Here is a 25,019-nt window from a genome sequence, read left to right on the forward strand (position 1 = left end):
AGCATCACGTTTATCCATAAGCTTGCTTCACAGGAGGTAGTGGTCCACCAGCAGCGCCGCGAACAGCAGGCTCAGGTGGATCAGCGAGAAACGAAAGGTCTTGCGCGCCAGCGTGTCGGAGTAGTCGCGCCACAGCCGGAAGCCGTACAGGCAAAAGCCCGCGCTCAGCACCACGGCGGCTGCAAGGTAGATCCACGAACTCATACCGTACACGAAAGGCATGAGGCAGCCTGCGAACAGGATCAAGGTATAGAGAAACACCTGCAGGCGCGTGAACTCGTTGCCGTGGGTGACGGGCAGCATGGGCAGGCCGGACTTGCGATAGTCCTCCACGCGGTACAGCGCCAGTGCCCAGAAGTGCGGCGGCGTCCACAGGAAAATGATGAGGAACAGGATCAGTGCCTCGGGGCCCACCTCGCCGGTCATCGCGGCCCAGCCCAGCACGGGCGGCATGGCGCCGCTGGCGCCGCCGATCACGATGTTCTGCGGCGTGAGCGGCTTGAGGATCACCGTGTAGATCACCGCATAGCCGACAAACGTGGCGAAGGTCAGCCACATGGTCAGCGGGTTGACCCACCAGTACAGCAGCGCCGAGCCCGCCGCGCACAGCAGCGCCGAGAACAGCAGCGTCTGCGTGTTGGACAGCTCGCCCTTGGCCGTGGGGCGCCAGGCCGTGCGCTTCATCTTGGCGTCGATGCCCTGCTCCACGATGCAGTTGAACGCCGCCGCCGCACCAGCCACGAGCCAGATGCCCGCGCTGGCCACGGCCATCAACGCCCACTGCGCGCCGCTGGGCATGCCCGGCACGGCCAGCACCATGCCGATGAAGGCGCAGAACACGATGAGCTGCACCACACGCGGCTTGGTCAGCGCGTAGAACTGGGACAGCCGCGACGGCAGAGCGCGCGGCGCTGCGGCGGCGGGGGCGGGAGCAGGAGCGGCACTCATGCGGAAACTCTCTCGACGGAATCGGCACCGGCGCGCGGCTGCGAAGCCGTGGCGCCGGCGGTGGCGCGGCTGGCCGTGAGCGCCCAGGTCAGCACCACCACCAACGCGGCAGCGCCGCCCGTGTGCAGCACGGCGGCCACCAGCGGCCAGTCCAGCACCACGTTGGACAGGCCGGTGACAAACTGCAGCAGCGCCAGGCCTGCGAGCCAGCGCGCCGGGTCGCGCAACACGCCCGCGCGGCGCAGGCGCCAGGCCAGCACCACCAGCGCCGCCAGCACCAGGTAGGCCGCGAGCCGGTGCACGTAATGGATGGCCGTGAGCCCGGCGAAGCTGATGTGGCTGCCGTCCTGCAGCAGGCCCAGCGCGCGCCAGACCTGAAAGCCCTCGGCAAACGCCATGTCGGGCCACCAGCTGCCCTGGCACTGCGGGAAAGTGGTGCAGGCCAGCACCGCGTAATTGGTGCTGACCCAGCCCCCCAGCACGACCTGCAGCGCCACCAGCGCCGCCGTCACGCCCAGCAGCCAGCGCAGGCCGCGTGGCAGCGCCACGGGCACCACGCCCCGCGTCATCTGCGTCTGGCGCACGGCCTGCACGCACAGCAGCGCCAACAGCACCAGCCCGCCGATGAGGTGCAGCGTGACGATGGCCGGGAACAATTTCATGGTCACGGTGAGCGCGCCGAAAGCGCCCTGCAGGCACACCCACACCAGCGTGGCGGTGGGCCACCAGGGGCTCAGCGCGGGCGCCGCCCCTGCCAACTGAGGCAACTGTGCGGCTGCGCGGCGTTGGCGCCACGCGCCCACGGTGAGCGCGATGATCAGCACGCCCACGCCGGTGGCAAGGTAACGGTGGATCATCTCCACCCAGGCCTTGCCGTGGGTGACGGGGCCGGTGGGCATGGCTTCCTGTGCGGCCGAGATCTCCGCACGCGCGCCCACCGGGCTGGCGTTGCCGTAGCAGCCCGGCCAGTCGGGGCAGCCCAGGCCGGAGTCCGTCAGGCGCGTGAAGGCGCCGAACAGCACCAAGTCGAAGGTGAGGAACAGCGTGAGCACGGTGAGCGCCTGCAGACGCCGCACCGGCGTGTTGCCGCGCCCGCGCCACCACACCCAGGCCAGCGGGCCCAGGGCGATCACGATGCCCAGGGCCATCAGCTCCAGGGCCGGCGCCAGGTCGTACAGCGGCTGCATGTCCGTCACGGGGCCTCCTGCAAGCGGCCCGGCTGGTCCCACGATGCCGAGGCGCGCAGCAGCCGGTCCAGGTCGCGCTTGGCCTTGGCCGCGCCAGCGCGGTCCAGCCGCGCGGGAAAGCGCATCATCCAGTGGCCCTGCGGGTCTACGACGTACAGGTGTTCTTCCAGCGTATGGCCGGGCGCGGGTTGCAGCCAGGTGGCCAAGGTGGCGGCATCCACGCGGCGCACGGTGGCGCCCTGCAGGCCGGGGGCGATCTCCGCCGGGGGCACGGCGCCGTCGGACACCAGCCAGACCCAGTCCATGCGCTCCTTCTCGCGGCCCATGGTTTCGCGCAACTGGCGCTGCAGGTACAGGTTGTTGCGGCAGCCGTCGTCGCAGGCGCCGGGTGCGACGCTCACCAGCAGCCACTGGCCACGCAGCTCGCCCAGCGTATGCGCCGTGCCGTCCAATGCGGTGGCTGCGGCCTGCGCGGGCAAGGCGCGCTGGGGTTCGATGAGCTCACCAAAGTTGCGCCGGCCCTCGGGACGCAGCACGTAATAGGTGAAGTACGAAGCGATCACGGGCGCCGCGCACACCAGCAACAGCCCCAGCATCTGCCAGCGGCCGCTGCGCGAGCGCTGCAGCGCCGCCATGGCATCGCCGGCCTGGGGCAGGCTGTGCACCGTGAGGCCCAGCGGCTGCTGGCCGCCGGTCTCAGGCACCACGCTGGCGGCCTGGGCGAAGGAAGCGTCGGACGAATTGGAACCAGACATAGAGGATTGCCACCAGGCCGCAAAGCCCGAACCATTGGAATGCGTAGCCGTAATGCTTGTCGACGCCGCTGTCGATGGGCGCCCAGTCGCGCTGCAGCCCGTCGCTGGCGGCGCCGGTCTGCACGACGGTCAGGGGCGCCAGCGCCAGGCCGGTCTCGGCCCCATAGGCGGCCAGGTCCAGATTCTGCCGGATGCGCGAAGACCCCTCGCCCTGGGCGGTGGGGGTGAACTCGTACAGCCGCGCCGGCGGTCCGGCGAGCCGCCCCTCCAACTGCACTGGTCCGGCAGGGGTGGTGATCTCCGGCAGGCGCGTGCGCTCCAGGAAGTTGCGCGGCGCCCAGCCGCGCTGCACCAGCACCACGCGCGGGCTGTCCGCCAGTTGCAGGGGCGTGAACACGAAAAAGCCCGGACGCCCGTACATCTGGCGGTTCTCCAGGAACACCGTGGCCTCGGGCAGCCACTGGCCGCGCAGCTCGGCGCGGCGGTGCAGCAGCGGCGCGGTGGCCTCCTGCGATGCCGACTGCAGCGCCTGTGCCAGTTCGGCACCCTGCAGCGGTGCGCGGGACTGGCGTTCGTCCATGGCCGCCTGCAGCGCGGTCTTCTGCGCGGCACGCGACAGTTGCCAGCGGCCCAGGGACGCGGTCAACACCATGGCGACCAGCGCCGCGAGGGTCACCAGCCAGAAGCGCAGGCCGAAGGGTTGTCGGGCAGGGTTCACCGGATAATGGGCCTCATGAAGATTCTGGTGGCATTGGCGTTTCTCGCCATCATCGCAAGCTTGGGCTCGGCGCTGTTTTTCATGATGCGCGGCAAGGGCGACGACCGGCAGCAGGGCAAGCGCATGGCCCGCGCGCTGGGGCTGCGCGTGGGGCTGTCCATCGTGCTGTTCCTGTGCCTGCTGCTGGCCTGGAAGCTGGGGTACATCCAGCCAACCGGGCTGCCCGCCGCAGTGCGCTGAGGCGCACGCCGATGGCCATCAAAAAAGTGAGCGCCTTGCGCTTGGTGCACAGGGCTTTCAATACCATTTATATCCAAAGTGCTTATCTATCAAGCGCAGGCAGCTCCTGTTTTTGAAGCACCCGCCTCCGCGTAAAAAAAGCGCCTTGCGGCGCTTTTTCCCGATCCGGAGACGGGATTACATCCAATACACCAGGATGTACAGGCCCAGCCAGACCACGTCCACGAAGTGCCAGTACCAGGCCGCGCCCTCGAAGCCGAAGTGGCGCTCGGCCGTGAAGTGGCCGCTGTGCAGGCGCAGCGTGATGAACAGCAGCATCAGCATGCCCACGAACACGTGGAAACCGTGGAAGCCCGTGAGCATGAAGAAGGTGGAGCCGTACACGCCCGAGGTGAGCTTGAGGTTCAGGTCGGTGTAGAGGTGGAAGTACTCGTAGCCCTGCACGCACAGGAACACGAAGCCCAGCAGCACCGTGACCCACATGAAGCCGATCGTCTTGGCGCGTTGGCCTTCGCGCAGCGCGTGGTGGGCGATGGTGAGCGTGACGCCCGACGTCAGCAGCAGCGCGGTGTTGATGGTGGGCAGCCAGAATGGGCCCACGGTCTGGAACGGCTCCACGGTGTTGGCCGGCGAGGCGGTCGCCCCGGCCGCCAGGCTGGGCCAGACCGCCTTGAAGTCGGGCCACAGCAGCGCGTTGTCCAGGCTGCCCAGGGCCGGCACGGAGTGCGCACGCGCCCACCACAGCGCGGTGAAGAAAGCGCCGAAGAACATCACCTCCGAGAAGATGAACCAGCTCATGCTCCAGCGGTACGAGATGTCGATCTTGCGGCCATACAGCCCGCCCTCGCTCTCGCGCGCGGCATCGCGGAACCACTGGTACAGCACGAACAGCCACCACGCCAGGCCGAAGGCCAGCGAATACTTGCCCCAGTCATGGCCGTTGATCCACTGGCTCGCGCCGAGGAGGACAAAGAACAACCCCGCCGCCGCCAGCACGGGGTGGCGAGACTCCGCGGGGACGTAGTAGTAAGGCGTCGTGCCGTGGGTAGATGCACTCATTTCAGCTCCTCGTTCTCAAAGTTCTCGGTTGTCTCGTTGTTATCAGCGGCGGCAGGCCTCAAGCAATCCAGTTCACCAGTCCGATCAGCAGCAGCACCAGCACAAACAGAGCGACCAATCCCACGAACACGATGTGCAGCGGCTGCAGCGTCTCCTGGTCGCGCTGGTATTGCTCCCCCTTGCGCAACCCGATCAGCGACCATGCCACGGCACGCAGGGTGCGCAACAGCGATCCCTTGCGTGGCGGACGCGGAGGCGTGGGGCTCATGAACCGGCCTCCGCGGAAGTCGCCGGCAGTGCGGCGGCCGTGGACTGGGGCGCGGCCGGCGTCTTGCCGCCGACTTCGAAGAAGGTGTAGGACAGCGTGATCGTGGTGACGTCCTTGGACAGGCGCGGGTCGATCACGAAGGCCACGGGCCATTCCTTCTTCTCGCCGGGCTCCAGGGTGTATTGGTTGAAGCAGAAGCACTCCAGCTTGGTGAAGTGGGCGGCCGCCTGGCGCGGCGCATAGCTGGGGATGGCCTGCGCGGCCATGCGGCGGTCCTGCACGTTCTGGAACTCGTACATCACCGTGGCCAGCTCGCCCGGGTGCACCTGCACGGAGCGCTGCGCGGGCCGGAACTGCCACGGACCACGCGCGTTCGCATCGAACTCCACAGTGATGAGGCGGGTCTTGTCCACCTGGCTGTTGGCGGGCAGTTGCGCGTTGGGGCCGGCCGTGCCGTTGCCGGGCACCTGCCGCTCCGACAGCGACAAGATGTTGATGCCCGTCATCTCGCAAATGTGCTTGTAGATCGGGATCAGCACGTAGCCGAAGGCGAACATGCCGATCGTCACCACGGCCAGCTTGCCCACCATCTTCAGGTTCTCGCTACGCGCACCCATGGTCCCGCCCTTTCGTCAATGCAGCCAGGCGATCTTCACCATGAATCCGATGAAGAACACCGCCGCCACCGACGCCAGGATCAGCGCCATGCGCAGGTTGGATTTTTTTTGCTCCGGCGTGGTCATGGCGATCTCCCGCAATGTCAGCCGATCACCCGCGTGGCCGTAGCGTCCAGCTTGGGCGGCACTTCAAAGGTGTGGAATGGCGCGGGCGACGGCACTTCCCATTCGAGGCCTTCAGCGGCTTCCCAGGGCTTTTGCGGCGCCTTCACGCCCCGCCCGCGCATGGCCGGCAGCACGACGAACAGGAAGAAGTACACCTGCATCAGTCCAAAGCCCAGTGCCCCGACGGACGCCAGCGCGTTGAAGTCGGCAAACTGCATGGGGTAGTCGGCATAGCGGCGCGGCATGCCCGCCAACCCCAGAAAGTGCATGGGGAAGAAGGTGATGTTGAAGGTGATCAGCGAGCCCCAGAAGTGGATCTTGCCGCGCGTCTCCGAGTACATGATGCCCGTCCACTTGGGGCTCCAGTAGTAGTAGGCCGAGAACATGGCGAACAACGAACCGGCCACCAGCACGTAGTGGAAGTGGGCCACCACGTAGTAGGTATCCTGCAGCTGGATATCGATCGGCGCCATGGCCAGGATCAGGCCCGTGAAGCCGCCGATGGTGAACACGAAGATGAAGCCCACGGCCCAGAGCATGGGCGTTTCGAAGGTCATGGAGCCGCGCCACATGGTCGCCGTCCAGTTGAAGATCTTCACGGCGGTGGGCACGGAGATCAGCATCGTGGCGTACATGAAGAACAGCTGGCCCGTGACTGGCATGCCCGTGGTGAACATGTGGTGCGCCCACACGATGAACGACAGGATCGCGATGGACGAGGTGGCGTACACCATGGAGGCGTAGCCGAACAGCTTCTTGCGGCTAAAGGCGGGCACGACCTGGCTGATGATGCCGAAGGCCGGCAAGATCATGATGTACACCTCGGGGTGGCCGAAGAACCAGAAGATGTGCTGGTACATCACCGGGTCGCCGCCGCCGGCGGGGTTGAAGAAGCTGGTGCCAAAGTGGCGGTCGGTCAGCGTCATGGTGATGGCGCCGGCCAGCACGGGCATCACGGCAATCAGCAGGTAGGCGGTGATCAGCCAGGTCCAGGCGAACATGGGCATCTTCATCAGCGTCATGCCCGGCGCGCGCATGTTCAAAATGGTGACGATGATGTTGATCGCGCCCATGATGGAGCTGGCGCCCATGATGTGCATGGCAAAAATGCCGGCGTCCATCGACGGGCCCATCTGCAGGGTCAGCGGCGCATACAGCGTCCAACCCGCGGCAGGCGCGCCACCGGGCATGAAGAACGACGACACCAGCATGATGGCCGCGGGGATCATCAGCCAGAAGCTGAAGTTGTTCATGCGCGCAAACGCCATGTCGGACGCGCCGATCTGCAGCGGGATCATCCAGTTCGCGAAACCCACGAAGGCCGGCATGATGGCGCCAAACACCATGATCAGCCCGTGCATGGTGGTGAGCTGGTTGAACAGCTCGGGGTTGACCAGCTGCAGCCCGGGCTGGAACAGCTCGGCGCGGATCAGCAGCGCCAGCACGCCGCCGATCATCAGCATGGTGAACGAGAACAGCAGGTACAGCGTGCCGATGTCCTTGTGGTTGGTGGCAAACACCCAACGGCGCCAGCCGGTGGGGCCGTGGTGGTGGTCACCGTGGTCGTGTGCGTGGCCGCCGGCGTGCCCGTGATTGTCCAGAACTGCGCTCATGTTCGATTCCTCAATGCGTTGGGCGTTGCGGTTCACTTGCCGCGCTGGGCCACGATTTCAGACGGCTGCACCAGCTGGCCCGTCTTGTTGGACCAGGCGTTCTTGGTGTAGGTCACCACGGCGGCCAGGTCGGTGTCGCTGAGTTGCGCCCAGGCGGGCATGGCGCCGTTGGCAGCGCCCTTGAGCACCACCTGGATCTGCTTGGCGTGGTCGGCGTCGGTGACGATGGCCGAACCGTCCAGCGGCTTGATGGGGCCGGCCCCCTTGCCGTTGGCCTGGTGACAGGCGGCGCAGTTGGCGGCGTAGACCTTCTCGCCGCGCGGCAGCAGCGCGTCCAGCGTCCAGACCTTGCTGGGATCGTCCAGCTTGGCGGCGGCCTTCTTCTTCTCGCCATCCACCCACTGCGTGTATTCCTGTGCGGACACTACCTTGACGTGGATCGGCATGTAGGCGTGCTCCTTGCCGCACAACTCGGCGCACTGGCCGTAGTAGTCACCCACCTTTTCCGCGCGGAACCAGGTGTCGCGCACGAAGCCGGGGATCGCGTCCTGCTTGATGCCGAATGCCGGCACCATGAAGGCGTGGATCACGTCGTTGGCCGTGGTGATCACGCGCACCTTCTTGCCCACCGGCACCACCAGGGGTGCGTCCACCTTCAGCAGGTAGTCGGCTGGTGCATTGGCCACGTTGCCGCTGTCGGACATCCGGCGATGGCTGCTGTCCAGCGTGGAGATGAAAGACAGGCCCTCGCCCTCGCCCGACAGATAGTCGTAGCCCCACTTCCACTGGTAGCCGGTCACCTTCACCGTGAGGTCGGCATTGGTCGTGTCCTTTTGCGCCACCAACACCTTGGTGGCCGGCAGGGCCATGAGGACCACGATGATGAAGGGGATCACCGTCCAAACCACCTCGACGGTGACGGACTCGTGGAAATTGGCGGCCTGGGCGCCGCGCGACTTGCGGTGCTTCCAGATCGAATAGAACATCACCGAGAACACGCCGACGAAGATCACCGTGCAGATGATGAGCATCATCCAATGCAGGAAGTGCTGCTCCTCGGCGATCTTGGTCACGGGGGGGTGCAAGTTCAGCTGGTTCACCGCCGGGCCGCCGGGCAGGCTCTGAACCGCATGGGCCGCCGTGCCCACCCATGCTCCGGCCATCAGCAGCCCAGAAGCCAGCTTGTTGGAAATGCTCTTCATAGTTCTCACTTACTTCTAAGCTCCAATTGACCAATCCCTCGGTGCGCGCCTGCGTGGGGTCAGGCGGCGCACAAAGCCATGCGGGCATGCCGTGCACCCGCTTTCACCAATCAGTCCAGACCGCTTTCCTGGCAGCCTGTTGTCTCCGCAATCCAACACGGACTCTCTTGATCGCATACAGCATGCCCAGCACGGGACATGGCTGCAATACACGTTAGTCCCGAGAGAACACTGCCAAGAAGTGACGCAGAAAGGAGGCCTGAGAGCGCCGCGTGGCGCCATCAGAACTCCAGAAGACGCGACGCCGGCCGCGGGCGACCACCCGATGCAGGCGCGCCAAGAGAGTTCCGAATCTGCAATCTTAAAGAATTGTAGCCTGCATTGATTGAGGTCATTGACAGCGCAAATTGCGCCGCAGCCCCCTCAGCGCGGCGGCGTGCGTCCTGCGTGGAGCATGGCGCGCATGTCCTGCAGCGACACCGCGCTGCTGCCCTCCACGCGCACGCGGGGCGCGGGCTTGAAGGCATGGCCGTAAACGACCTCGAAGGTCAATGCAAGCTGCCCCTCGTGGCGAGGGTCGGCCAGCCGCTGGGCCAGCGCCTCTTCCAGTCGCTGGCGCCAGTGGCGCCCGCGCAACGCGGGAAAGCGCTGCGGATGCAGGTTGCGCCCCAGGCCGCGCAGCTCCTGCAGCAGCCGCTCGGGCGTGGCAAAGGTGAGCGTGATGCGTTCCATGTCCATGACAGGCTCGGCAAACCCCGCATGCACCAGCATGTCGCCCCAGTCGTGCATGTCGGTCATGGCGTGGCCGGCGGCGGGCCAGCCCAGCTCGGCATACAGCGCGTGCAGCTCGCGCAGCGTGTCAGGGCCCAGGCACGAGAACATCAGATAACCGTCCACCGCCAGTGCCCGATGCCACTGGGTGATCAGCGCCTGCGGGTCCGCCGCCATGTGCAGGGCCATGTTGGACCACAGCATCTGGACGCTGCCCTCGGGCGGCACCCCGAAACGCGGCGCCGCAGCGGACCAGCGCGCGGGGCTCCACCAGGGCTTTGCGAAGCGCACGCGCGCCAGCGCCTCCCCCGCGGGCGATGAAGTCTCGGTGATATGGCTGGCGGCTTGTTCGAAATGCTGGCCCACCAGGCCATGGCCCTGCACGCCGCCGCGCAGCGGATCCCAGTCGCACCAGGCCTGCGGCGCCTGCACGATCCACTGCAGCCGCTCCTGCATGCGCTGCGCCACCTCTTCGTGCAACCAGGGCGAGACCTCGGGCACCATGGCATGCCAGCGTGCAGCGGCAACCGGGTCGATGGTGGGCGGAAGGTGTTCGGACATGACGGGCCGCAAATGGCCGCGAGTATATTGAGCCCATGCTGTTCACGCATCTGGCCACGCACCTGGCAGGGATATCGCGCGGCCTGGCCCGCATGGGCGCGGCAGTGCCCAGCCGCTGCGCGGTCTGCCATGCCTGGCCCGCGCGCCCCGTGTGCGACGCCTGCCGCATGCAGTTTGCTCCGCCGCTCCCGCGCTGCGCCACCTGCGCGCGGTTGCTGCCCCACGGCGTCGCGCAGTGCGGCGACTGCCTGCGCCACCCACCGCCGCTGGATGCCTGCGTGGCCGCAGTGAGCTACGCCTTTCCTTGGGCCGACCTGCTGGCCCAGTTCAAGTTCCATGCGGAGCCCGGCTGGGCCGGCGCCCTGGCGCAACTGATGGCGCGTGCCCCAGGCGCGCAGGCAGCGCTGGCCCAGGCCGACCTGGTGTTGCCCGTGCCGCTGTCACCCGAGCGATTGCGCCAGCGCGGCTACAACCAGGCCCTGCTGCTGGCGCGCGCGCTGGGCCACCCACAGGTGCACGCGCGGATGCTGCTGCGCGTGCGCGATACCGAGGCGCAGAGCCACCTGGCGCGTGCCGAACGGCTGCGCAACCTGCGCGGCGCCTTCGTGCCCGACCCGCTGCGGGCCGCGCAACTGGCCGGCAAGCGGGTGCTGCTGGTGGACGACGTGATGACCACCGGCGCCACGCTGCATGCGGCCGCAGCGCCCCTGCGCGATGCGGGTGCGCTGCAGGTCTGCGCGCTGGTGCTGGCCCGCACGCCGTGACGCGCGGGCATGGCCGCCGGTATACGATTCATCACCATCTGCCGCCTCATCCGTCAGCCCGCCACCCGCGGCCGCCGACAATAGCCACCATGTTTCACATCGTCCTCGTCGAGCCTGAGATTCCGCCCAACACTGGCAACGTGATCCGCCTGGCCGCCAATACCGGCTGCATGCTGCATCTGGTGGAACCGCTGGGCTTCTCCATGGAAGACCCTCTCATGCGCCGCGCGGGGCTGGACTACCACGAGTACGCCGAGGTGCGCCGCCACCCGGGCTGGACGGCCCTGCTGCGCGACATGCAGCCCGACCTGTCGCGCATGTTCGCGCTGACCACCCATGGCACGCAGTCGGTGTACGACACGGGCTTCCTGCCGGGCGACTGGTTCGTGTTCGGCGCCGAATCGCGCGGCCTGCCGCCGGAACTGCGCGAGACGTTCCCGCCCGCGCAGCGCCTGCGCCTGCCGATGCTGCCCAACCAGCGCAGCCTGAATCTGTCCAACGCCGTGGCCGTGACGGTCTACGAGGCGTGGCGGCAAAACAGCTTTCTCACTCCGCCCACGCAGACCCAGCCTGCCTGAACCGGACCGGCAGGCCCCCGGCGCAGGCCCTTCAGGCGGGTGCGCCGTAGCTGCGCACCAGCGCCTCTGCCACGCACACGGGCTTGTCGCCACCCTCGCGCTCCAGGGTCACCTCCCAGGTCATCTGCATGCCGTCGGGCGCGATGGGCTCGGCCGCTGCCAGCACCATGTGCGCGCGCAGCCGGCTGCCCACGGGCACGGGAGCGGGGAAGCGCACCCGGTTGAGTCCGTAGTTCACGCCCATGCGCGCGCCGGTGATGGCAAACGATGCCTCCATGAAGCGCGGCAGCAGCGACAGTGTCAGAAAGCCGTGCGCGATGGTGGTGCCGAACGGCCCCTGCGCTGCGCGCTGCGGGTCCACATGGATCCACTGGTGGTCGCCCGTGGCGTCGGCAAACCGGTCGATCTGCGCCTGGGTGACTTCCACCCAGTCGGTGACGGCCACTTCCTGCCCGACGCAGGAGGCCACTTCGGAATAGCTGCGGAAGGTTTTCATGCGGCCACTGTAGCGGCCTGCGCGCGCGGGCGCCTGTCGGCACCGCGACAGCCCAGGCGCTGGAACTCGGCCAGCGCGCGCGTCAGGCGCCGTCCAGCCAGGCGCAGATGCCCTGCCACTGCTCCAGGTCGCGCGCCACGCGGCCGGGCGACAGATCGAACAGCGACAGGCCGTGCGCCGCCAGGTGGATGTAGTTCTGCGTGTCGCGCAGGTAGCCCAGCACCGGCAGGCCCAGGCTGTCCACGAAGGCATGCAGCTTGTCCGCCGCGATGGTGCGCGCGTCCACGCGCATGCCCACGATGCCGATCGGCACGCCCGCGCTGCGACGGTGCGCGGCCAGCTCGTCCAGAAACTGGCGCGTGGCGAAGATGTCGAACACGCTGGGCTGCAGCGGCACGATGACACGGTCGGCCAGCTTGAGCATGTCCTTCAACCGCCAGCCGTGCAGGCCCGCGGGCGTGTCGAGCACGGCGTGGGTGGCGTGCTTGGGCGGCTTGTCGAAGCGATCGGGCTCCACGTCCCACGCGCCGATGGGGCGCGCCGCGGCCGGGCGTTGCTGCAGCCACAGCCGCGCGGACTGCTGGCGGTCCACATCGCCCAGCACCACCGCATGCCCGCGGCTGGCGTAGTAGCCAGCGATGTTGGTGGCCAGCGTGGACTTGCCCACGCCGCCCTTGGGATTTGCAACTGCGACCACGGTCATGCCTGCCTCCTGTGTTCCGTACCCGCGCGGGGCCAGCCCGCATCGTAGTGCCGGCGGTCGCGGCCGCTGGCTCCACATAAGCAAAAACAGGCCTTAGCGCCCGTCCATCAAGCGTTAATAGCTATCATAAAAATAGCAAACCACCGGCTACCCGTGCTGTGTGCCGCGCTTGACGAAAAACAGCCCTGCGCCCACCAGCATCAGCAGGCCGCCAAACACGCGGTTCTGCGTGCGCATGGCGCGGCCGCTGCGCATCAGCGTGCGCAGCGCGCTGGCGCTGTCGGCGTAGCCGTTCATCACGATCAGGTCCACCGAGAGCATGGTGACGGCCATCACCAGCAGCTGGCTCCACAGCGGGCGCGTGTCGGTCATGAACTGCGGCAACACGGCCACCATGAAGATGATGCCCTTGGGGTTGGTGGCATTGGTCAGCAGGCCGGTGAGCACGCGGCGGCGCCAGCTCGCGGGCTGCGCCTGCAGGTCGCCCTGCAGCGTGCCGGCGGCGCCCGCGCGCCACTGCATGAAGCCCAGGTAGATCAGGTAGCACGCACCCAGCACCTTGACGATGCTGAAGGCCAGTTCCGACGCCACCAGCAGCGACCCCACGCCCGCGCCGGCCACCACCAGGATCAGCAGCAGGCCCAGTTCCAGCCCCAGGATCGTGGCGCCCGCCTGGCGCACGCCGTAGGACAGCCCGTGGCTCATGGACAGCACGGCGCCCGAGCCCGGCGAGATGGCGATCACCCACGACGCCGCAAAAAAAGCCATCCAGGTATGCCAGTCCATGTCGTGGTCCGTTGGGAAATGAGGGGGAAGGGAAGCGTCGATTCTATCGGCCGACGCCGCCGGCACGCTGCGCGGCGGCCCCCTGGCGTCTGGCATGAAAACGCGGCCTAGCGCTTCTCCATCCAGCGCTAACAGCTATTAAAACCAGAGCATCCACGGCACCCTGCCCGCCCGGTGCCCCCCCGCGTCTGCGCCGCCCGCGGGCCGGGTGCACAATTTCTGCCCGCGCCCGAGCGCGGCGCACGCACTTCCCCGCATCACTTTTCGCGCCCTCTTCCTGCACACCATGGCCCAAGCCCCCGTCTGGCTCACCTACGGATTCACCTACCTTGCCGCGGCCGTGATCGCCGTCCCCATCGCCCGCGCGCTGGGGCTGGGCGCCATCATTGGCTACCTGGCCGCGGGCATCGCCATCGGCCCCTGGGGCCTGGCGCTGGTGAGCAATGTGCAGGACATCCTGCATTTCGCGGAGTTCGGCGTGGTGCTGATGCTGTTTCTGGTGGGGCTGGAGCTGCAGCCCAGCCGCCTGTGGAGCCTGCGCCGCCCCATCTTCGGCCTGGGCACGGCCCAGATGGTGGGCTGCGCCGCACTGCTGTGGGCCGCGGCCTGGGCCTTCGGGCTGCCGTGGCGCGTGGGGCTGGTGGGCGCGCTCGGGCTGGCGCTGTCGTCCACCGCCATCGCGCTGCAGGTGATCCACGAGCGCAACCTGATGCGCACGGACAGCGGGCAGAAGGCCTTCTCGATCCTGCTGTTCCAGGACGTGGCGGCGATCCCCATCCTGGCGCTGCTGCCGCTGCTGGGCGTGGCCGCGCGCGCGGCCGAGCTGGACCATCCGCACGAAGTGCAGGAGCTGCTGCTGGAGGCGGCCAAGATCCTGGGCGTGGTGGGCGCCATCGTGCTCGGCGGGCGGCTCGCGCTGCGCCCGCTGCTGCGCTGGATCGCCAAGAGCAAGACGCCCGAGATCTTCACCGCCACCTCGCTGTTCCTGGTGGTGGGCATCGCCATGCTGATGCTGTCGGTGGGCCTGTCGATGGCGCTGGGCGCGTTCCTTGCCGGCGTGCTGCTGGCCGACAGCGAGTTCCGCCGCGAGCTGGAGACCGACATCGAGCCCTTCAAGGGCCTGCTGCTCGGCCTGTTCTTCATCGCGGTGGGCATGAGCATCGACTTCGGCGTGATCCTGCGCACGCCCTGGGGCATGCTGGCGCTGCTGCTGGGCTTCCTGGGCATCAAGGCACTGGTGATCTGGACGCTGGCGCGCGTGACCGCCATGCCCTACCAGGAGCGGCCGGTGTTCACGCTGCTGCTGGCGCAGGGCGGCGAATTCGCCTTCGTGGTGTTCCAGGCCGGCGCGGGCTTTCGCGCGATTCCGGCCGAGATGGCGTCGCTGCTGATCGGCGCGGTAGCCTTGTCCATGCTGATCAGCCCGCTGCTGCTGGTGCTGCTGGACCGGGTGCTGCTCAAGCGCTTTGCCACGCTGAAGACCGCCCCGCAGGCGCAGGAGATCTCCGAGCCGCAGTCGGCCCCGGTGATCATTGCCGGCTTCGGGCGCTATGGGCAGATCGTGGCGCGCATGATGCTGGCGCAGGGCGTGCCCGCCACGGTGCTGGACCACAGCGTGGAGATGCTGGAGGTGGCCCACACCTTTGGCTACCGCGTGTTCTATGGCGACGCCACGCGCGTGAACCTGCTGCGCATGGCCGGCGCCGAGCATGCGCGCATCCTGGTGGTGGCGGTGGACGCGCCGGAGCAGTCGCTCAAGATCGTGCAACTGGCGAAGAAGCACTTTCCCCAGTTGCAGATCGTGGCGCGCGCGCGCGACGTGACGCACTGGCACGCGCTGCGCGATCTGGGCGTGGAGCATGTGGAGCGCGAGGTGTTCGAGTCCAGCCTGCGCACCGCACGCACCGTGCTGGAGCTCAACGGCCTGTCGCCGCAAGAGGCCGACACCTTGGCCGAGCGCTTCCGCGCGCACAACATGGCGCTGTCCAACCGCATGTACGAGCACCACAACGACCGCGAGGCCATGATCGCCGTCGCCAAGCAGGGCCGCGCCCAGCTGGTGGAGCAGATGGCCAAGGAACGCCAGGAGCGCCTGGCCGCGGCGGAGGCTGGCGCCGGCCTGCCGCCCGATGTGCCCCAGGCACCCAAGGCTCCATAACAAAAGAGCCTGTAGCGCCCGCCTATCAAGCGCTACAAGCTCTCGTATCAATAGCAGATTACCGCTACCCCTCCACACGCCGTGTGAGGGAGGGGTAAGCGGCTGAACCGCTCAGCGAAGGGTCAGTCGGCCGTCGCGCCGGACTCCTTCACCACCTTGCCCCACTTCACGCTTTCGGCCTTGATGAAGGCGGCAAACTGCTCGGGTGTCTCGGCCACCACGTCACCGCCCTGCTCGGCGATCTTCTTCTTCACGTCGGCCTGGTTCAGCACCTTGATCAGCGCGGCGTGCAGCTTGTCCAGCACCGGCTTGGGCGTGCCGGCCGGCGCAAACATGCCGAACCAGGAGGTTGCCTCGTAGCCGGGCACGCCGGCTTCGGCGATGGTCGGCACGTCAGGCAGCTCGGGCGAGCGCTTGGCGGTGGTCACGGCGATGGGGCGCAGCTTGCCCGAGCGCACATGCTGGATGGCCGAGGGCATGTTGTCGAACATGACGGAGGTCTGGCCGCCCAGCAGGTCGGTCATGGCGGGGGCGCTGCCCTTGTAGGGGATGTGCAGCAGGTCGGTGCCGGTCATGCTCTTGAAGAGCTCGCCCGACACGTGGGGCGACGCGCCGCTGCCGGGCGAGCCAAAGGTGATCTTGCCGGGGTTGGCCTTGGCGTAGGCGATCATTTCCTTCACGGTCTTGAACGGCTGGTTGGGGTGGGCCACCAGCAGATTGGGCACCGTGGCCACGCGCGACAGCGGTGCAAAGTCCTTCACCGGGTCGAAGGGCATCTTCTTGTACAGCGACTGGTTGATGGCGTGCGTTCCCACCGTACCCATGAACAGGGTGTAGCCGTCGGCTGCGGCCTTGGCGGCCAGCGATCCGCCAATGTTGCCGCCCGCGCCGGGCTTGTTGTCCACCACGACGGACTGGCCCAGCTCGGTGGTGAGGCCCTGGCCCACGATGCGCGCCAGGATGTCGGTGGTGCCGCCGGCCGAGAACGGCACGATGATGGTGATGGGCTTGGTGGGGAAGTTCTGCGCCAGGGCGCCCAGGGGCAGCGCGCCGGCGGCGGCCACGGCCAGGGAGGCCAGCAGCGTGCGGCGGGTGGTGTGATGAAGGTGGGTCATGCTTGTTTCCTCTTTCTCTAGGATTGGATGAATGGAAGGGAGCGGCGTGGGCAGCGCAGCAAGCCGCACTGCATCGCCGCCCGCGGTCTCAGCCGCGCAGGAACTGCGCCAGGGCCTCGTCAAAGGCCTGCGGCGCTTCCAGGTTGGACAGGTGCGAAGCCGGCACCTCGGCCAGCCGCGCACCGGCAATGGCCGCCTGTATGAAGCGGCTGTCGGCCACGGTGGTCACGGGGTCGGCGCTGCCAGCCACTATCAGCGTGGGCACGTCGATGCCACCCATCTGCGAGCGCAGGTCGGCCAGCGCCAGGGCTTCGCAGCAGGCGGCATAGCCCTCGGGGGCGATGCCGGCAATCCAGCTCTGCGCGCGCAGCACCACGTCCGGCTCGGCCGCGCAGAAGGCTGGGGTGAACCAGCGCGCGGGTGACGATGCGGCCAGCTCCGCCATGGCGTCACGGCCCTTTTCGCGCACCAGCGCGGCGCGGGCCTGCCAGCCTTCGGCCGTGCCGATCTTGGCGGCGCTGTTGCACACGGCCAGGCTCAGCAGGCGCTGGGGCTGGTGCACGCCCAGCCACAGGCCCGTGAAGCCGCCCATGGAGATGCCGCAGAAGTGCGCACGCTCGATCCGCAGCGCATCCAGCAGCGCGACCACGTCGCCGCCCAGCAGTTCGAAGGTGTAAGGGCCGGGTGTCACCACGCTCGCGCCGTGGCCGCGCGTGTCGTAGCGCACCACGCGGAAGTCCTGGGCGAAGCGCGCGGCCTGCGCGTCCCACATCTCCAGCGTGGTGCCCAGGGAGTTGGAAAACACCAGGGCCGGGGCGCCCTCGGGGCCTTGCACGCACACGCGCAGGCGCCCGCCTTGCACGTCCACCCAGCGTTCTTGCTTGTTCATGCTCGCTCCTCGGGTCACGCCGCGCGCTTACACGCGCTCCAGCACCACGGCGATGCCCTGGCCCACGCCGATGCACATGGTGCACAGCGCGTAGCGGCCGCCCAGCGTGTGCAGCTGGTTCACGGCGGTGGTGGCCAGGCGCGCGCCCGAGGCCCCCAGCGGGTGGCCCAGGGCGATGGCGCCGCCCCACTGGTTGACGCGCTTGTCGTCATCGGCAACACCCAGGTCGCGCAGCACGGCCAGGCCCTGTGCGGCGAAGGCTTCGTTCAGCTCGATCACGTCCATCTGGTCCAGCGTCAGGCCGGTCTGGGCCAGCACCTTGCGCACGGCGGGCGCGGGGCCAAAGCCCATGATGCGCGGCGCCACGCCGGCCACGGCCATGCCCACCACGCGGGCGCGGGGCACCAGGTTGTATTGCTGGGCGGCCGCCTCATCGGCCAGCAGCAGCGCGCAGGCGCCGTCGTTCACGCCGCTGGCGTTGCCGGCCGTGACGGTGCCGCCCTCGCGGACCACGCCCTTGAGCTTGGCCAGCGCCTCCAGCGTGGTGGCGCGCGGATGCTCGTCCTGGCTGACCACGATAGCATCGCCCTTCTTCTGGGGAATGACGACGTTGACGATTTCCTTGGCCAGGTAGCCGGCGGCGATCGCGGCGGCCGCCTTCTGTTGGCTGGCCAGGGCCATGCGGTCCTGGGCCTCACGCTCGATCTTGAAATCGTCGGCCACGTTCTCGGCCGTCTCGGGCATGGAGTCCACGCCGTATTGAGCCTTCATCAGCTTGTTGACGAAGCGCCAGCCGATGGTGGTGTCGTACACCGCGTTGCTGCGGCTGAAGGCGCTTTCCGCCTTGGGCATCACGAAGGGCGCGCGGCTCATGGACTCGACGCCGCCGGCGATCATCAGGCGCGCCTCGCCCGACTTGATGGCGCGCGCGGCGGAGCCCACGGCGTCCAGGCCCGAGCCGCACAGGCGGTTGATGGTGGCGCCGGGCACGTCGATGGGCAGGCCGGCCAGCAGGCTGGACATGCGCGCCACGTTGCGGTTGTCCTCGCCGGCCTGGTTGGCGTTGCCATACAGCACGTCATCCACCGCGGCCCAGTCCACGCCGGGGTTGCGCTCCATCAGCGCCTTGATGGGCAACGCGCCCAGGTCGTCGGTGCGCACGCTGGAGAGGGCGCCGCCGTAGCGGCCGAAGGGGGTGCGGATCGCGTCGCAGATGAAGGCTTGGCGGGCGTTGCTCATGGTGTCTCCGAGGGGAATATCAAAAAAGTGAGCTGCCAGCGCTTGTCCATCAAGCGCTGGAGGCCGTTTTGGTACTTATTGCTGTGCGGGCTGGATCGGCAGGCCGACGATGCGCTCCAGCTCCTCGTGCGAGAGGCCGGGCACGGTGTCGATCAGGCGCAGGCCCTGGGGCGTGCATTCCAGCGTGCACAGGTCGGTGTAGATGCGCTTGACGCAGGCCAGGCCCGTCAGGGGGTAGCTGCAGGCCTGGACCACCTTGCATTCGCCGGTCTTGCTGACCAGATCCATCATCACCCAGGTGGACTTGGCGCCCACGGCCAGATCCATGGCGCCGCCCACGGAAGGAATGGCGCCGGGCTCGCCGGTGCTCCAGTTGGCCAGGTCGCCCGTGGCCGACACCTGGAAGGCGCCCAGCACGCAGATATCCAGATGGCCGCCGCGCATCATGGCGAAGCTGTCGGCATGGTGAAAGTAGCAGCCGCCGGGCAGCAGCGTGACGGGCTGCTTGCCGGCGTTGGTCAGGTCGTAGTCTTCCTGGCCCTTGGCGGGCGCGGGGCCCATGCCCAGGATGCCGTTCTCGGAATGCAGCACCACCTCGCGGCCTGCGGGGATGTGGTTGGCCACCAGGGTCGGCTGGCCGATGCCCAGGTTCACATAGGCACCGTCGAAGATGTCCTGTGCCACTCGGGCGGCCAGTTCGTCCTTGGTTCGTTTTTGATAGCTGCTCACGCTGTATCTCCTTGGGCTGAACGGGCTTTACTTCTTGAATCCACCGGCCTGGGTGGCCACGCGCGGCACCTTGACGACCTTGCTCACGTAGATGCCGGGGGTGACCACGGCTTCGGGGTCCATCTCGCCCAGCTCCACCAGCTCATGCACGGTGGCCACGGTGTACTTGGCCGCCATGGCGCACACGGGGCCGAAGTTGCGCGCCGACATGCGGTAGGTCAGGTTGCCCCAGCGGTCGCCGCGCTCGGCCTTGACCAGCGCCACGTCGCCGTAGATGGGGTACTCCAGCACGTAGTGCTTGCCGTTGATCTCGCGGGTTTCCTTACCCTCGGCCAGCTGCGTGCCGTAGGCCGTGGGGCAGAAGAAGGCGCCGATGCCAGCGCCCGCGGCGCGCATGCGCTCGGCCAGGTTGCCCTGGGGCACCAGCTCCAGCTCGATCTTGCCGCTGCGGTACAGCTCGTCGAACACATAGCTGTCCACCTGGCGCGGGAAGCTGCAGATGATCTTGCGTACCTGCCCGCTTTTGAGCAGCGCGGCCAGGCCGGCATCGCCGTTGCCGGCGTTGTTGTTGACCACGGTGAGGTCGCGCGCGCCTTGGGCGATCAGGCCGTTGATCAGTTCAATGGGGTTGCCCGAAGTGCCAAAGCCGCCAATCAGTACGGTGGCGCCGTCCTGCACGCCCGCGAGCGCCTCGGCAACGGAATCCGCAATCTTGTTGATCATGTGTTGCTGGTCCAGTGAGGGGAAAAGGAGCCGGCCCGGGCCGGCTTTCGTGATCGTGTCACTTTGTTCGTATATAGAACAAATGTTCGTATAATGAATTTTAGGACGAACTGCCATGGATGACACCCCCCTTTCCGTAAGTAATACCCACAAGCCGGGGGATAGCTACGTGCAGTCGTTTGCACGCGGGCTGGAGGTGATCCGTTCGTTCAGCGCGGCGGCGCCGCAGCAGACCCTGAGCGAAGTGGCGGCACGTACCGGCCTGACGCGCGCAGGCGCGCGCCGCATCTTGCTGACGCTGCAGACGCTCGGGTATCTAGAGAGCGATGGCCGGCTGTTCCGCCTCACGCCGCGCATCCTGGACCTGGGCTTTGCCTACCTCAGTTCCATGCCCATCTGGGACCTGGCCGAGCCGCTGATGGAGGCCCTCACCGACCGCGTGCATGAGTCCTGCTCCGCCGCCGTGCTGGACGGGCTGGACATCGTCTATGTGCTGCGCGTACACACCCACAAGATCATGAGCACCAACCTGGCCGTGGGCTCACGCCTGCCGGCGTTCTGGACGTCGCTGGGCCGCGTGCTGCTGGCCGAGCTGCCCGAGCAGGACCTGCGCGCCCGGCTGTCCGCGCTGCCGCGCCAGCAGTTCACGCGCCACACGGTGCTGGACGATGCGACGCTGCTCGCGCGCATCGCCCAGGCACGCGCCCAGGGCTGGTGCCTGGTGGATCAGGAACTGGAAGAGGGTTTGATTTCGGTGGCAGCGCCACTCAAGAACCGGGCGGGCCAGGTGGTGGCGGCCCTGAACATCAGCGGCCAGGCCAATCGCACCAGCACCGAAATGCTGCGCGAGCAGTTGCTGCCCGAACTGCTGGCCACGGCCCAGACCATCTCGCGCATGCTGGGCACGCGCCGGCCCTGACGCACGTAGGACCTGGGCCAACGCCCGCGCGCACGGCGCGAACCGTGCGCGGCCATGGAACCTGCGTCAGGGCTTGCGCATGCTGAGCACCAGCACCAGGGCGCCCACGGCGATCGCGCCAATGCTGAGCCATTGCGGCACATTGACGGATTCTTTTTCCTTCACCGACAGCTCCAGCGGCCCGATGCGGGCCTGCGTGGTTTCCTTGGTGAAGCTGAAGCCCCCGGTGAAGAACCCGGCCAGGCCCAGAATCAGCAAGATCACGCCCAGAATGCGCATGCCCGTCATGGTGTCCACCTCTTTTTTATGTTGGTCGTAGGGTCGGCAACCGCCAGCGGCGCCCGCCGCTACTGTAGAGCTGGGCGTAACCCCGCCGGCGTAGGAGGCCACCGCGACATCCCGCGGCAGAGCCGCCACGTTGCATGCTACTCTGGAATCCATGTTCAATCCCACCCAAGCCGACGTACGCCGCTTCTTCTGCGCCACGCATGCCAAGCAGCAGGCCGGCCAGCCCATGGAGGCCATCGAGACGCTGGCCGGCCTGTGGATCGCGGAGCACCCCGAGTACCAGCCCGAGCTGGCCGATGTAGATACCGCCCTAGCGCGCAACTACGACGAGACGCCGGACCGCACCAACCCCTTCCTGCACCTGTCGATGCACCTCTCGATCAGCGAGCAGTGCAGCATCGACCAGCCGCGCGGCATCCGCCAGGCCGTGGAACTGCTGGCCGCGCGCCTGGGGTCGTTGCACGACGCGCACCACGCCGCCATGGAGTGCCTGGGCACCATGCTGTGGGAGGCCCAGCGCGCGGGTCGGGCACCCGACGGCGACGCCTATATCGCCTGCGTCCAGCGGCGCGCCACGCGGGGCTGAGACGTGGTGCCGCGCGGTGCGGCGCCAGCGTAGTCGTGCGGGTACACCAGCACGTCGCAGCCCACGTCCCCCAGCAGCCGCTGGGCTACGCCGCCCAGCAGCAGATCCAGCATCCATCCCCGGCGCCGGTGCGTCAGCGCCACCAGCTCCGCGCCCGAGCGCTCCTGCTGCACGGCCACCTGCCGCGCCACATCGCCCATGCCGACGGTCATTCCCACACGATTGCGCCGCGCCTCGAAGGCATCGGACAGCCGCACCAGCCGGTCGTGCGCATGCCGCTGCATTTGCGCGCGCCACGCGCGCACGGCCTGGGCCGATGCCTCGGCACTGCGCAGCTTGGCCTCATCGCGCAGGTCTACGGCATGGAACAGCTCCACCGCAGCGGCAGTGTCCAGCCCGCTCGCGTAGCGCACCATGGCATCGGCCGCCGGCGAAAAATCCACGGCCAGCAGCACATGCGCATAAGCCTCGCGCGCCGCACGCTGCACCACCAGCACGGGGCACGGACTGCGCCGCAGGATCTGGCTCAACGTGCCACCGCGCCACAACTGCTCCACGCCCTGGTGCGCGCGCTTGTCCAGCACCAGCAGGTCGGCGCCCTCGGCCGCGCGCAAGACCTCATCCACCACGCCGGCGCCGCGGTACGCCAGGGCCTTGACCGGCAGGTCGTGGCGGCGCGCCAGTTGGCGCGCGCGCTGCTCCAGCCGCGCCTGCGGGTCGACGAACTTCGGGTCCGGCTGCTCCGCACCAAACAGAAGATGCAGGCGCGCCTTGTGCTCGGCAGCCAACAGCGCGGCACGGTCAAGCGCATGCTCCGCCGCGGTCGAGAAATCGGTGAGGGCCACAATGGTCTGAAGGCGCATGGTCAAAACTCCTGGTCAACAAGCGGGAACAACGGCGCACAAAGCGACCGTCAGCGGCGCGTCATCGGCGGGAAGAAGGTGCGCATCCGGGGTGCCGCACGGCGGGGCGCGCGGCAAGCAGGCCCCAGCGCACCGGAGCTGGCTGCCCGGCGGTACGCGTGACGCTTGGATGAAAGGAGTGGAGAACCGCCGGGCCTAGTGATCTGCGGCCGGCGAAGCTGGTTTCAGAACACCCATCCTGCGCATGGCGCGCGCCATCACGACGGCTGCAGATGCAAGCCGCGCGATACGGACGCACGGGGTGGAAACCAGGAAACGCATAGTGCCGATTGTAGGAAGTCCCTCCCTCCGGGGCAACCATTCCGTACCTGGGCGTGCCAGATAAGGGAACCCGGCCCGCGTGCCTCACCCGGGCGTAAAAAAACCCGCGCTGGCGGGCTTCTTCGGGTGCGTGCCACGGTCAGCGAAAGCGCGGCTGCGGAACGACCTGCAGGTCTCCATCGAGCGAACCCAGGTAACCCGCCAGCGCCTTCAGCTCGGCGTTGGAAAACTGCTTGGCGATACCGGCCATCACGCCGTTGCTGCGGCCCACGTATGCGCCCTTGTCGGTCTTGTATGACTTGAGCGCCACGAACAGGTAGTCCGCATGCTGGCCCGCGATCTTGGGATAGGACGGGTCGATGGGCTTGGCGAAGTTCTCGCCGTGGCAGGACACGCAAGCGCCCTTTTGCAGCAGCTGCGCCACCTGGGCATTGGGTTCGCGCGAGGGCTTGGCGGGTGCCCCGGCGCTCGTGCCGTGCTCGGCATAGTAGGCCGACACATCGGTGATGTCCTGCTCGGACAGCGAATCGGCGATGCCGCGCATGGTGGGATGCTTGCGATCGCCCTTCTTGTAGGCGTCGAGTGCGGAGGCGATGTACTTGGCACCCTGGCCGGAAATCATCGGCACCTTGTGCACTTCGGGGAAGCTGGCCTGGTAGCCCGGGATGCCGTGGCACCCGATGCACATGGCGATCTTTTGCGCCCCAGCTTTGGCATCTCCCTTGATCTCCTCGGCATGGAGAAAACCGGTCGCACAAGCGACAGACAGGCCGAATATCGTGGTCAGTGTCTTCTTCATTTTGCGCGCACAATCAGGCGATTGGTTGTCTCCGCGTTCTAGTTCGTGGACGATTATAGCCAGCGCTTGTCAAGCCCTTTCATCAACGATTTCCCTATTCCCAGGCCCATGAAATTCCAAGGATCCCAGAATTACGTTGCCACCCAGGACCTGATGCTCGCGGTGAATGCAGCCATCACACTGCAGCGCCCGCTGCTGGTCAAGGGCGAGCCCGGCACGGGCAAGACCATGCTGGCCGAGGAAGTGTCGCAGGCGCTGGACATGCCGCTCTTGCAGTGGCACATCAAGTCCACCACCAAGGCGCAGCAGGGCCTGTACGAATATGACGCGGTGAGCCGCCTGCGCGACTCGCAACTGGGCGACGAGCGCGTCAAGGACATCCACAATTACATCGTCAAGGGCGTGCTGTGGCAGGCCTTCACGGCCGACAAGCCGGTGGCCCTGCTGATCGACGAGATCGACAAAGCCGACATCGAATTCCCCAATGACCTGCTGCGCGAACTCGACCGCATGGAGTTCTACTGCTACGAAACGCGCGAGATGATCCGGGCCAAGCACCGCCCGCTGGTGTTCATCACCTCCAACAACGAGAAGGAGCTGCCCGACGCTTTCCTGCGCCGCTGCTTCTTCCACTACATCAAGTTCCCCGAGGCCGAGACGATGAAGAAGATCGTCGACGTGCACTTCCCCACGCTCAAGAGCGAACTGCTCACCGTGGCGATGAAGACCTTCTACGACGTGCGCAACCTGCCCGGCCTGAAGAAGAAGCCCTCGACCAGCGAACTCATCGACTGGCTCAAGCTGCTGGTGGCCGAGGAGATCCCGCTCGAAGCCCTGCAAAGCGCCGACAACAAGGTGGCCGTGCCGCCGCTGGTGGGCGCGCTGCTCAAGAACGAGCAGGACGTGAGCCTGTTCGAGAAGCTGGTCTTCATGAACCAGCGCAACCGCTGAGCCAGAGC

Annotated in this window: 29 protein-coding genes; 7 read left to right on the forward strand and 22 right to left on the reverse strand. The window is 67.5% G+C overall.

Annotated elements, in window-relative coordinates; genetic code table 11:
• Window positions 1–27: 27 nt before the first annotated feature.
• The 4 genes from cyoE to BV908_RS02625 are packed head-to-tail and all read right to left on the reverse strand — an operon-like array spanning window position 28 to window position 3,608.
• Window positions 28–948: a heme o synthase gene (gene cyoE / locus BV908_RS02610; RefSeq protein ID WP_011806625.1), complete on the reverse strand. Its 921-nt coding sequence runs from the start codon at window positions 946–948 to the stop codon at window positions 28–30.
• Complete coding sequence (locus tag BV908_RS02615; RefSeq protein WP_210433983.1) at window positions 945–2,144, reverse strand: COX15/CtaA family protein; 1,200 nt, start codon at window positions 2,142–2,144, stop codon at window positions 945–947. Before BV908_RS02615 ends, cyoE begins: the two co-directional genes overlap by 4 nt.
• Window positions 2,141–2,890, reverse strand: a complete 750-nt coding sequence (locus BV908_RS02620) for a hypothetical protein (protein ID WP_011806627.1) — start codon at window positions 2,888–2,890, stop codon at window positions 2,141–2,143. Before BV908_RS02620 ends, BV908_RS02615 begins: the two co-directional genes overlap by 4 nt.
• Complete coding sequence (locus BV908_RS02625; RefSeq protein WP_103737132.1) at window positions 2,832–3,608, reverse strand: SURF1 family protein; 777 nt, start codon at window positions 3,606–3,608, stop codon at window positions 2,832–2,834. Before BV908_RS02625 ends, BV908_RS02620 begins: the two co-directional genes overlap by 59 nt.
• A 15-nt stretch (window positions 3,609–3,623) precedes the next feature.
• On the opposite strand from BV908_RS02625, the gene BV908_RS02630 reads away from it, so the two are divergent.
• Complete coding sequence (locus BV908_RS02630) at window positions 3,624–3,848, forward strand: twin transmembrane helix small protein (RefSeq protein WP_015914161.1); 225 nt, start codon at window positions 3,624–3,626, stop codon at window positions 3,846–3,848.
• A gap of 177 nt (window positions 3,849–4,025) precedes the next feature.
• Here BV908_RS02630 and BV908_RS02635 read toward each other — a convergent pair whose 3' ends face one another.
• From BV908_RS02635 to BV908_RS02665, 7 genes are all read right to left on the reverse strand, one after another.
• Window positions 4,026–4,907 carry a cytochrome c oxidase subunit 3 gene (locus BV908_RS02635; RefSeq protein WP_103737133.1) on the reverse strand — a complete coding sequence of 294 codons (882 nt, stop codon included), beginning with the start codon at window positions 4,905–4,907 and terminating at the stop codon, window positions 4,026–4,028.
• A gap of 58 nt (window positions 4,908–4,965) precedes the next feature.
• Window positions 4,966–5,175, reverse strand: a complete 210-nt coding sequence (locus BV908_RS02640; RefSeq protein ID WP_011806631.1) for a DUF2970 domain-containing protein — start codon at window positions 5,173–5,175, stop codon at window positions 4,966–4,968.
• Window positions 5,172–5,792: a cytochrome c oxidase assembly protein gene (locus BV908_RS02645; RefSeq protein ID WP_103737134.1), complete on the reverse strand. Its 621-nt coding sequence runs from the start codon at window positions 5,790–5,792 to the stop codon at window positions 5,172–5,174. Before BV908_RS02645 ends, BV908_RS02640 begins: the two co-directional genes overlap by 4 nt.
• A gap of 15 nt (window positions 5,793–5,807) precedes the next feature.
• A complete protein-coding gene (locus tag BV908_RS22590; RefSeq protein ID WP_011806633.1) occupies window positions 5,808–5,918 on the reverse strand; it encodes a cytochrome oxidase small assembly protein in 111 nt (36 codons plus the stop codon).
• A gap of 17 nt (window positions 5,919–5,935) precedes the next feature.
• The gene (gene ctaD / locus BV908_RS02650) at window positions 5,936–7,570 is read right to left on the reverse strand and encodes a cytochrome c oxidase subunit I (protein ID WP_103737135.1); all 1,635 of its coding nucleotides are present in this window, start codon (window positions 7,568–7,570) and stop codon (window positions 5,936–5,938) included.
• A gap of 32 nt (window positions 7,571–7,602) precedes the next feature.
• Entirely contained in the window at window positions 7,603–8,772 is a 1,170-nt protein-coding gene (gene coxB, locus BV908_RS02655) for a cytochrome c oxidase subunit II (protein WP_015914165.1), read from the reverse strand.
• 423 nt (window positions 8,773–9,195) lie between these two features.
• Complete coding sequence (locus BV908_RS02665; protein ID WP_103737136.1) at window positions 9,196–10,104, reverse strand: biotin synthase; 909 nt, start codon at window positions 10,102–10,104, stop codon at window positions 9,196–9,198.
• Window positions 10,105–10,139: 35 nt separating this feature from the next.
• Here BV908_RS02665 and BV908_RS02670 point away from each other — a divergent pair, with 35 nt between their 5' ends.
• Both BV908_RS02670 and BV908_RS02675 read left to right on the forward strand, forming a co-directional pair.
• Window positions 10,140–10,868 carry a ComF family protein gene (locus BV908_RS02670; protein WP_047349750.1) on the forward strand — a complete coding sequence of 243 codons (729 nt, stop codon included), beginning with the start codon at window positions 10,140–10,142 and terminating at the stop codon, window positions 10,866–10,868.
• A gap of 89 nt (window positions 10,869–10,957) precedes the next feature.
• The gene (locus BV908_RS02675; RefSeq protein WP_088888407.1) at window positions 10,958–11,446 is read left to right on the forward strand and encodes a tRNA (cytidine(34)-2'-O)-methyltransferase; all 489 of its coding nucleotides are present in this window, start codon (window positions 10,958–10,960) and stop codon (window positions 11,444–11,446) included.
• A gap of 31 nt (window positions 11,447–11,477) precedes the next feature.
• Here the strand turns inward: BV908_RS02675 and BV908_RS02680 are convergent, their stop codons facing one another.
• The 3 genes from BV908_RS02680 to BV908_RS02690 form a co-directional block, all read right to left on the reverse strand.
• Window positions 11,478–11,942 (reverse strand): MaoC family dehydratase, encoded by a 465-nt coding sequence (locus BV908_RS02680; protein ID WP_103737137.1) that lies wholly within the window; start codon window positions 11,940–11,942, stop codon window positions 11,478–11,480.
• Window positions 11,943–12,024: 82 nt separating this feature from the next.
• Window positions 12,025–12,645, reverse strand: coding sequence for a ParA family protein (locus tag BV908_RS02685; RefSeq protein WP_103737138.1), 621 nt, complete (start codon window positions 12,643–12,645; stop codon window positions 12,025–12,027).
• A 147-nt stretch (window positions 12,646–12,792) separates the two neighbouring features.
• Window positions 12,793–13,431, reverse strand: coding sequence for a LysE family transporter (locus tag BV908_RS02690; RefSeq protein WP_103737139.1), 639 nt, complete (start codon window positions 13,429–13,431; stop codon window positions 12,793–12,795).
• Between the two features lie 286 nt (window positions 13,432–13,717).
• On the opposite strand from BV908_RS02690, the gene kefC reads away from it, so the two are divergent.
• Complete coding sequence (kefC, locus tag BV908_RS02695; RefSeq protein WP_103737140.1) at window positions 13,718–15,589, forward strand: glutathione-regulated potassium-efflux system protein KefC; 1,872 nt, start codon at window positions 13,718–13,720, stop codon at window positions 15,587–15,589.
• 122 nt (window positions 15,590–15,711) lie between these two features.
• Here kefC and BV908_RS02700 read toward each other — a convergent pair whose 3' ends face one another.
• From BV908_RS02700 to BV908_RS02720, 5 genes are all read right to left on the reverse strand, one after another.
• Entirely contained in the window at window positions 15,712–16,704 is a 993-nt protein-coding gene (locus tag BV908_RS02700; protein WP_103737141.1) for a tripartite tricarboxylate transporter substrate binding protein, read from the reverse strand.
• 88 nt (window positions 16,705–16,792) lie between these two features.
• The gene (pcaD, locus tag BV908_RS02705; protein WP_103737142.1) at window positions 16,793–17,593 is read right to left on the reverse strand and encodes a 3-oxoadipate enol-lactonase; all 801 of its coding nucleotides are present in this window, start codon (window positions 17,591–17,593) and stop codon (window positions 16,793–16,795) included.
• A 27-nt stretch (window positions 17,594–17,620) separates the two neighbouring features.
• Window positions 17,621–18,832, reverse strand: a complete 1,212-nt coding sequence (gene pcaF / locus BV908_RS02710) for a 3-oxoadipyl-CoA thiolase (protein WP_103737143.1) — start codon at window positions 18,830–18,832, stop codon at window positions 17,621–17,623.
• A 75-nt stretch (window positions 18,833–18,907) separates the two neighbouring features.
• Window positions 18,908–19,561: a 3-oxoacid CoA-transferase subunit B gene (locus tag BV908_RS02715; RefSeq protein ID WP_103737144.1), complete on the reverse strand. Its 654-nt coding sequence runs from the start codon at window positions 19,559–19,561 to the stop codon at window positions 18,908–18,910.
• 27 nt (window positions 19,562–19,588) lie between these two features.
• Window positions 19,589–20,284 carry a 3-oxoacid CoA-transferase subunit A gene (locus tag BV908_RS02720; RefSeq protein ID WP_103737145.1) on the reverse strand — a complete coding sequence of 232 codons (696 nt, stop codon included), beginning with the start codon at window positions 20,282–20,284 and terminating at the stop codon, window positions 19,589–19,591.
• Window positions 20,285–20,399: 115 nt separating this feature from the next.
• Here BV908_RS02720 and BV908_RS02725 point away from each other — a divergent pair, with 115 nt between their 5' ends.
• The gene (locus tag BV908_RS02725; protein WP_047349744.1) at window positions 20,400–21,203 is read left to right on the forward strand and encodes an IclR family transcriptional regulator; all 804 of its coding nucleotides are present in this window, start codon (window positions 20,400–20,402) and stop codon (window positions 21,201–21,203) included.
• 66 nt (window positions 21,204–21,269) lie between these two features.
• Here the strand turns inward: BV908_RS02725 and BV908_RS02730 are convergent, their stop codons facing one another.
• Window positions 21,270–21,491: a hypothetical protein gene (locus BV908_RS02730; protein WP_015914177.1), complete on the reverse strand. Its 222-nt coding sequence runs from the start codon at window positions 21,489–21,491 to the stop codon at window positions 21,270–21,272.
• A 151-nt stretch (window positions 21,492–21,642) separates the two neighbouring features.
• Between BV908_RS02730 and BV908_RS02735 the strand changes: the two genes are divergently transcribed.
• Window positions 21,643–22,077 carry a DUF1841 family protein gene (locus BV908_RS02735; protein ID WP_041836092.1) on the forward strand — a complete coding sequence of 145 codons (435 nt, stop codon included), beginning with the start codon at window positions 21,643–21,645 and terminating at the stop codon, window positions 22,075–22,077.
• Here the strand turns inward: BV908_RS02735 and BV908_RS02740 are convergent.
• The gene (locus BV908_RS02740) at window positions 22,038–22,940 is read right to left on the reverse strand and encodes a universal stress protein (protein WP_103737146.1); all 903 of its coding nucleotides are present in this window, start codon (window positions 22,938–22,940) and stop codon (window positions 22,038–22,040) included. The two genes, BV908_RS02735 and BV908_RS02740, sit on opposite strands and share 40 nt — an antisense overlap.
• Window positions 22,941–23,400: 460 nt before the next feature.
• On the reverse strand, window positions 23,401–24,060 hold the full coding sequence (locus BV908_RS02745; protein ID WP_103737147.1) for a c-type cytochrome: 660 nt from the start codon (window positions 24,058–24,060) through the stop codon (window positions 23,401–23,403).
• Between the two features lie 108 nt (window positions 24,061–24,168).
• Between BV908_RS02745 and BV908_RS02750 the strand changes: the two genes are divergently transcribed.
• A complete protein-coding gene (locus tag BV908_RS02750; RefSeq protein ID WP_015914181.1) occupies window positions 24,169–25,011 on the forward strand; it encodes a MoxR family ATPase in 843 nt (280 codons plus the stop codon).
• Window positions 25,012–25,019: the final 8 nt, after the last annotated feature.

Source organism: Diaphorobacter sp. LR2014-1 (assembly GCF_002916785.1).
GTDB classification, from domain to species: domain Bacteria; phylum Pseudomonadota; class Gammaproteobacteria; order Burkholderiales; family Burkholderiaceae_C; genus Diaphorobacter; species Diaphorobacter nitroreducens.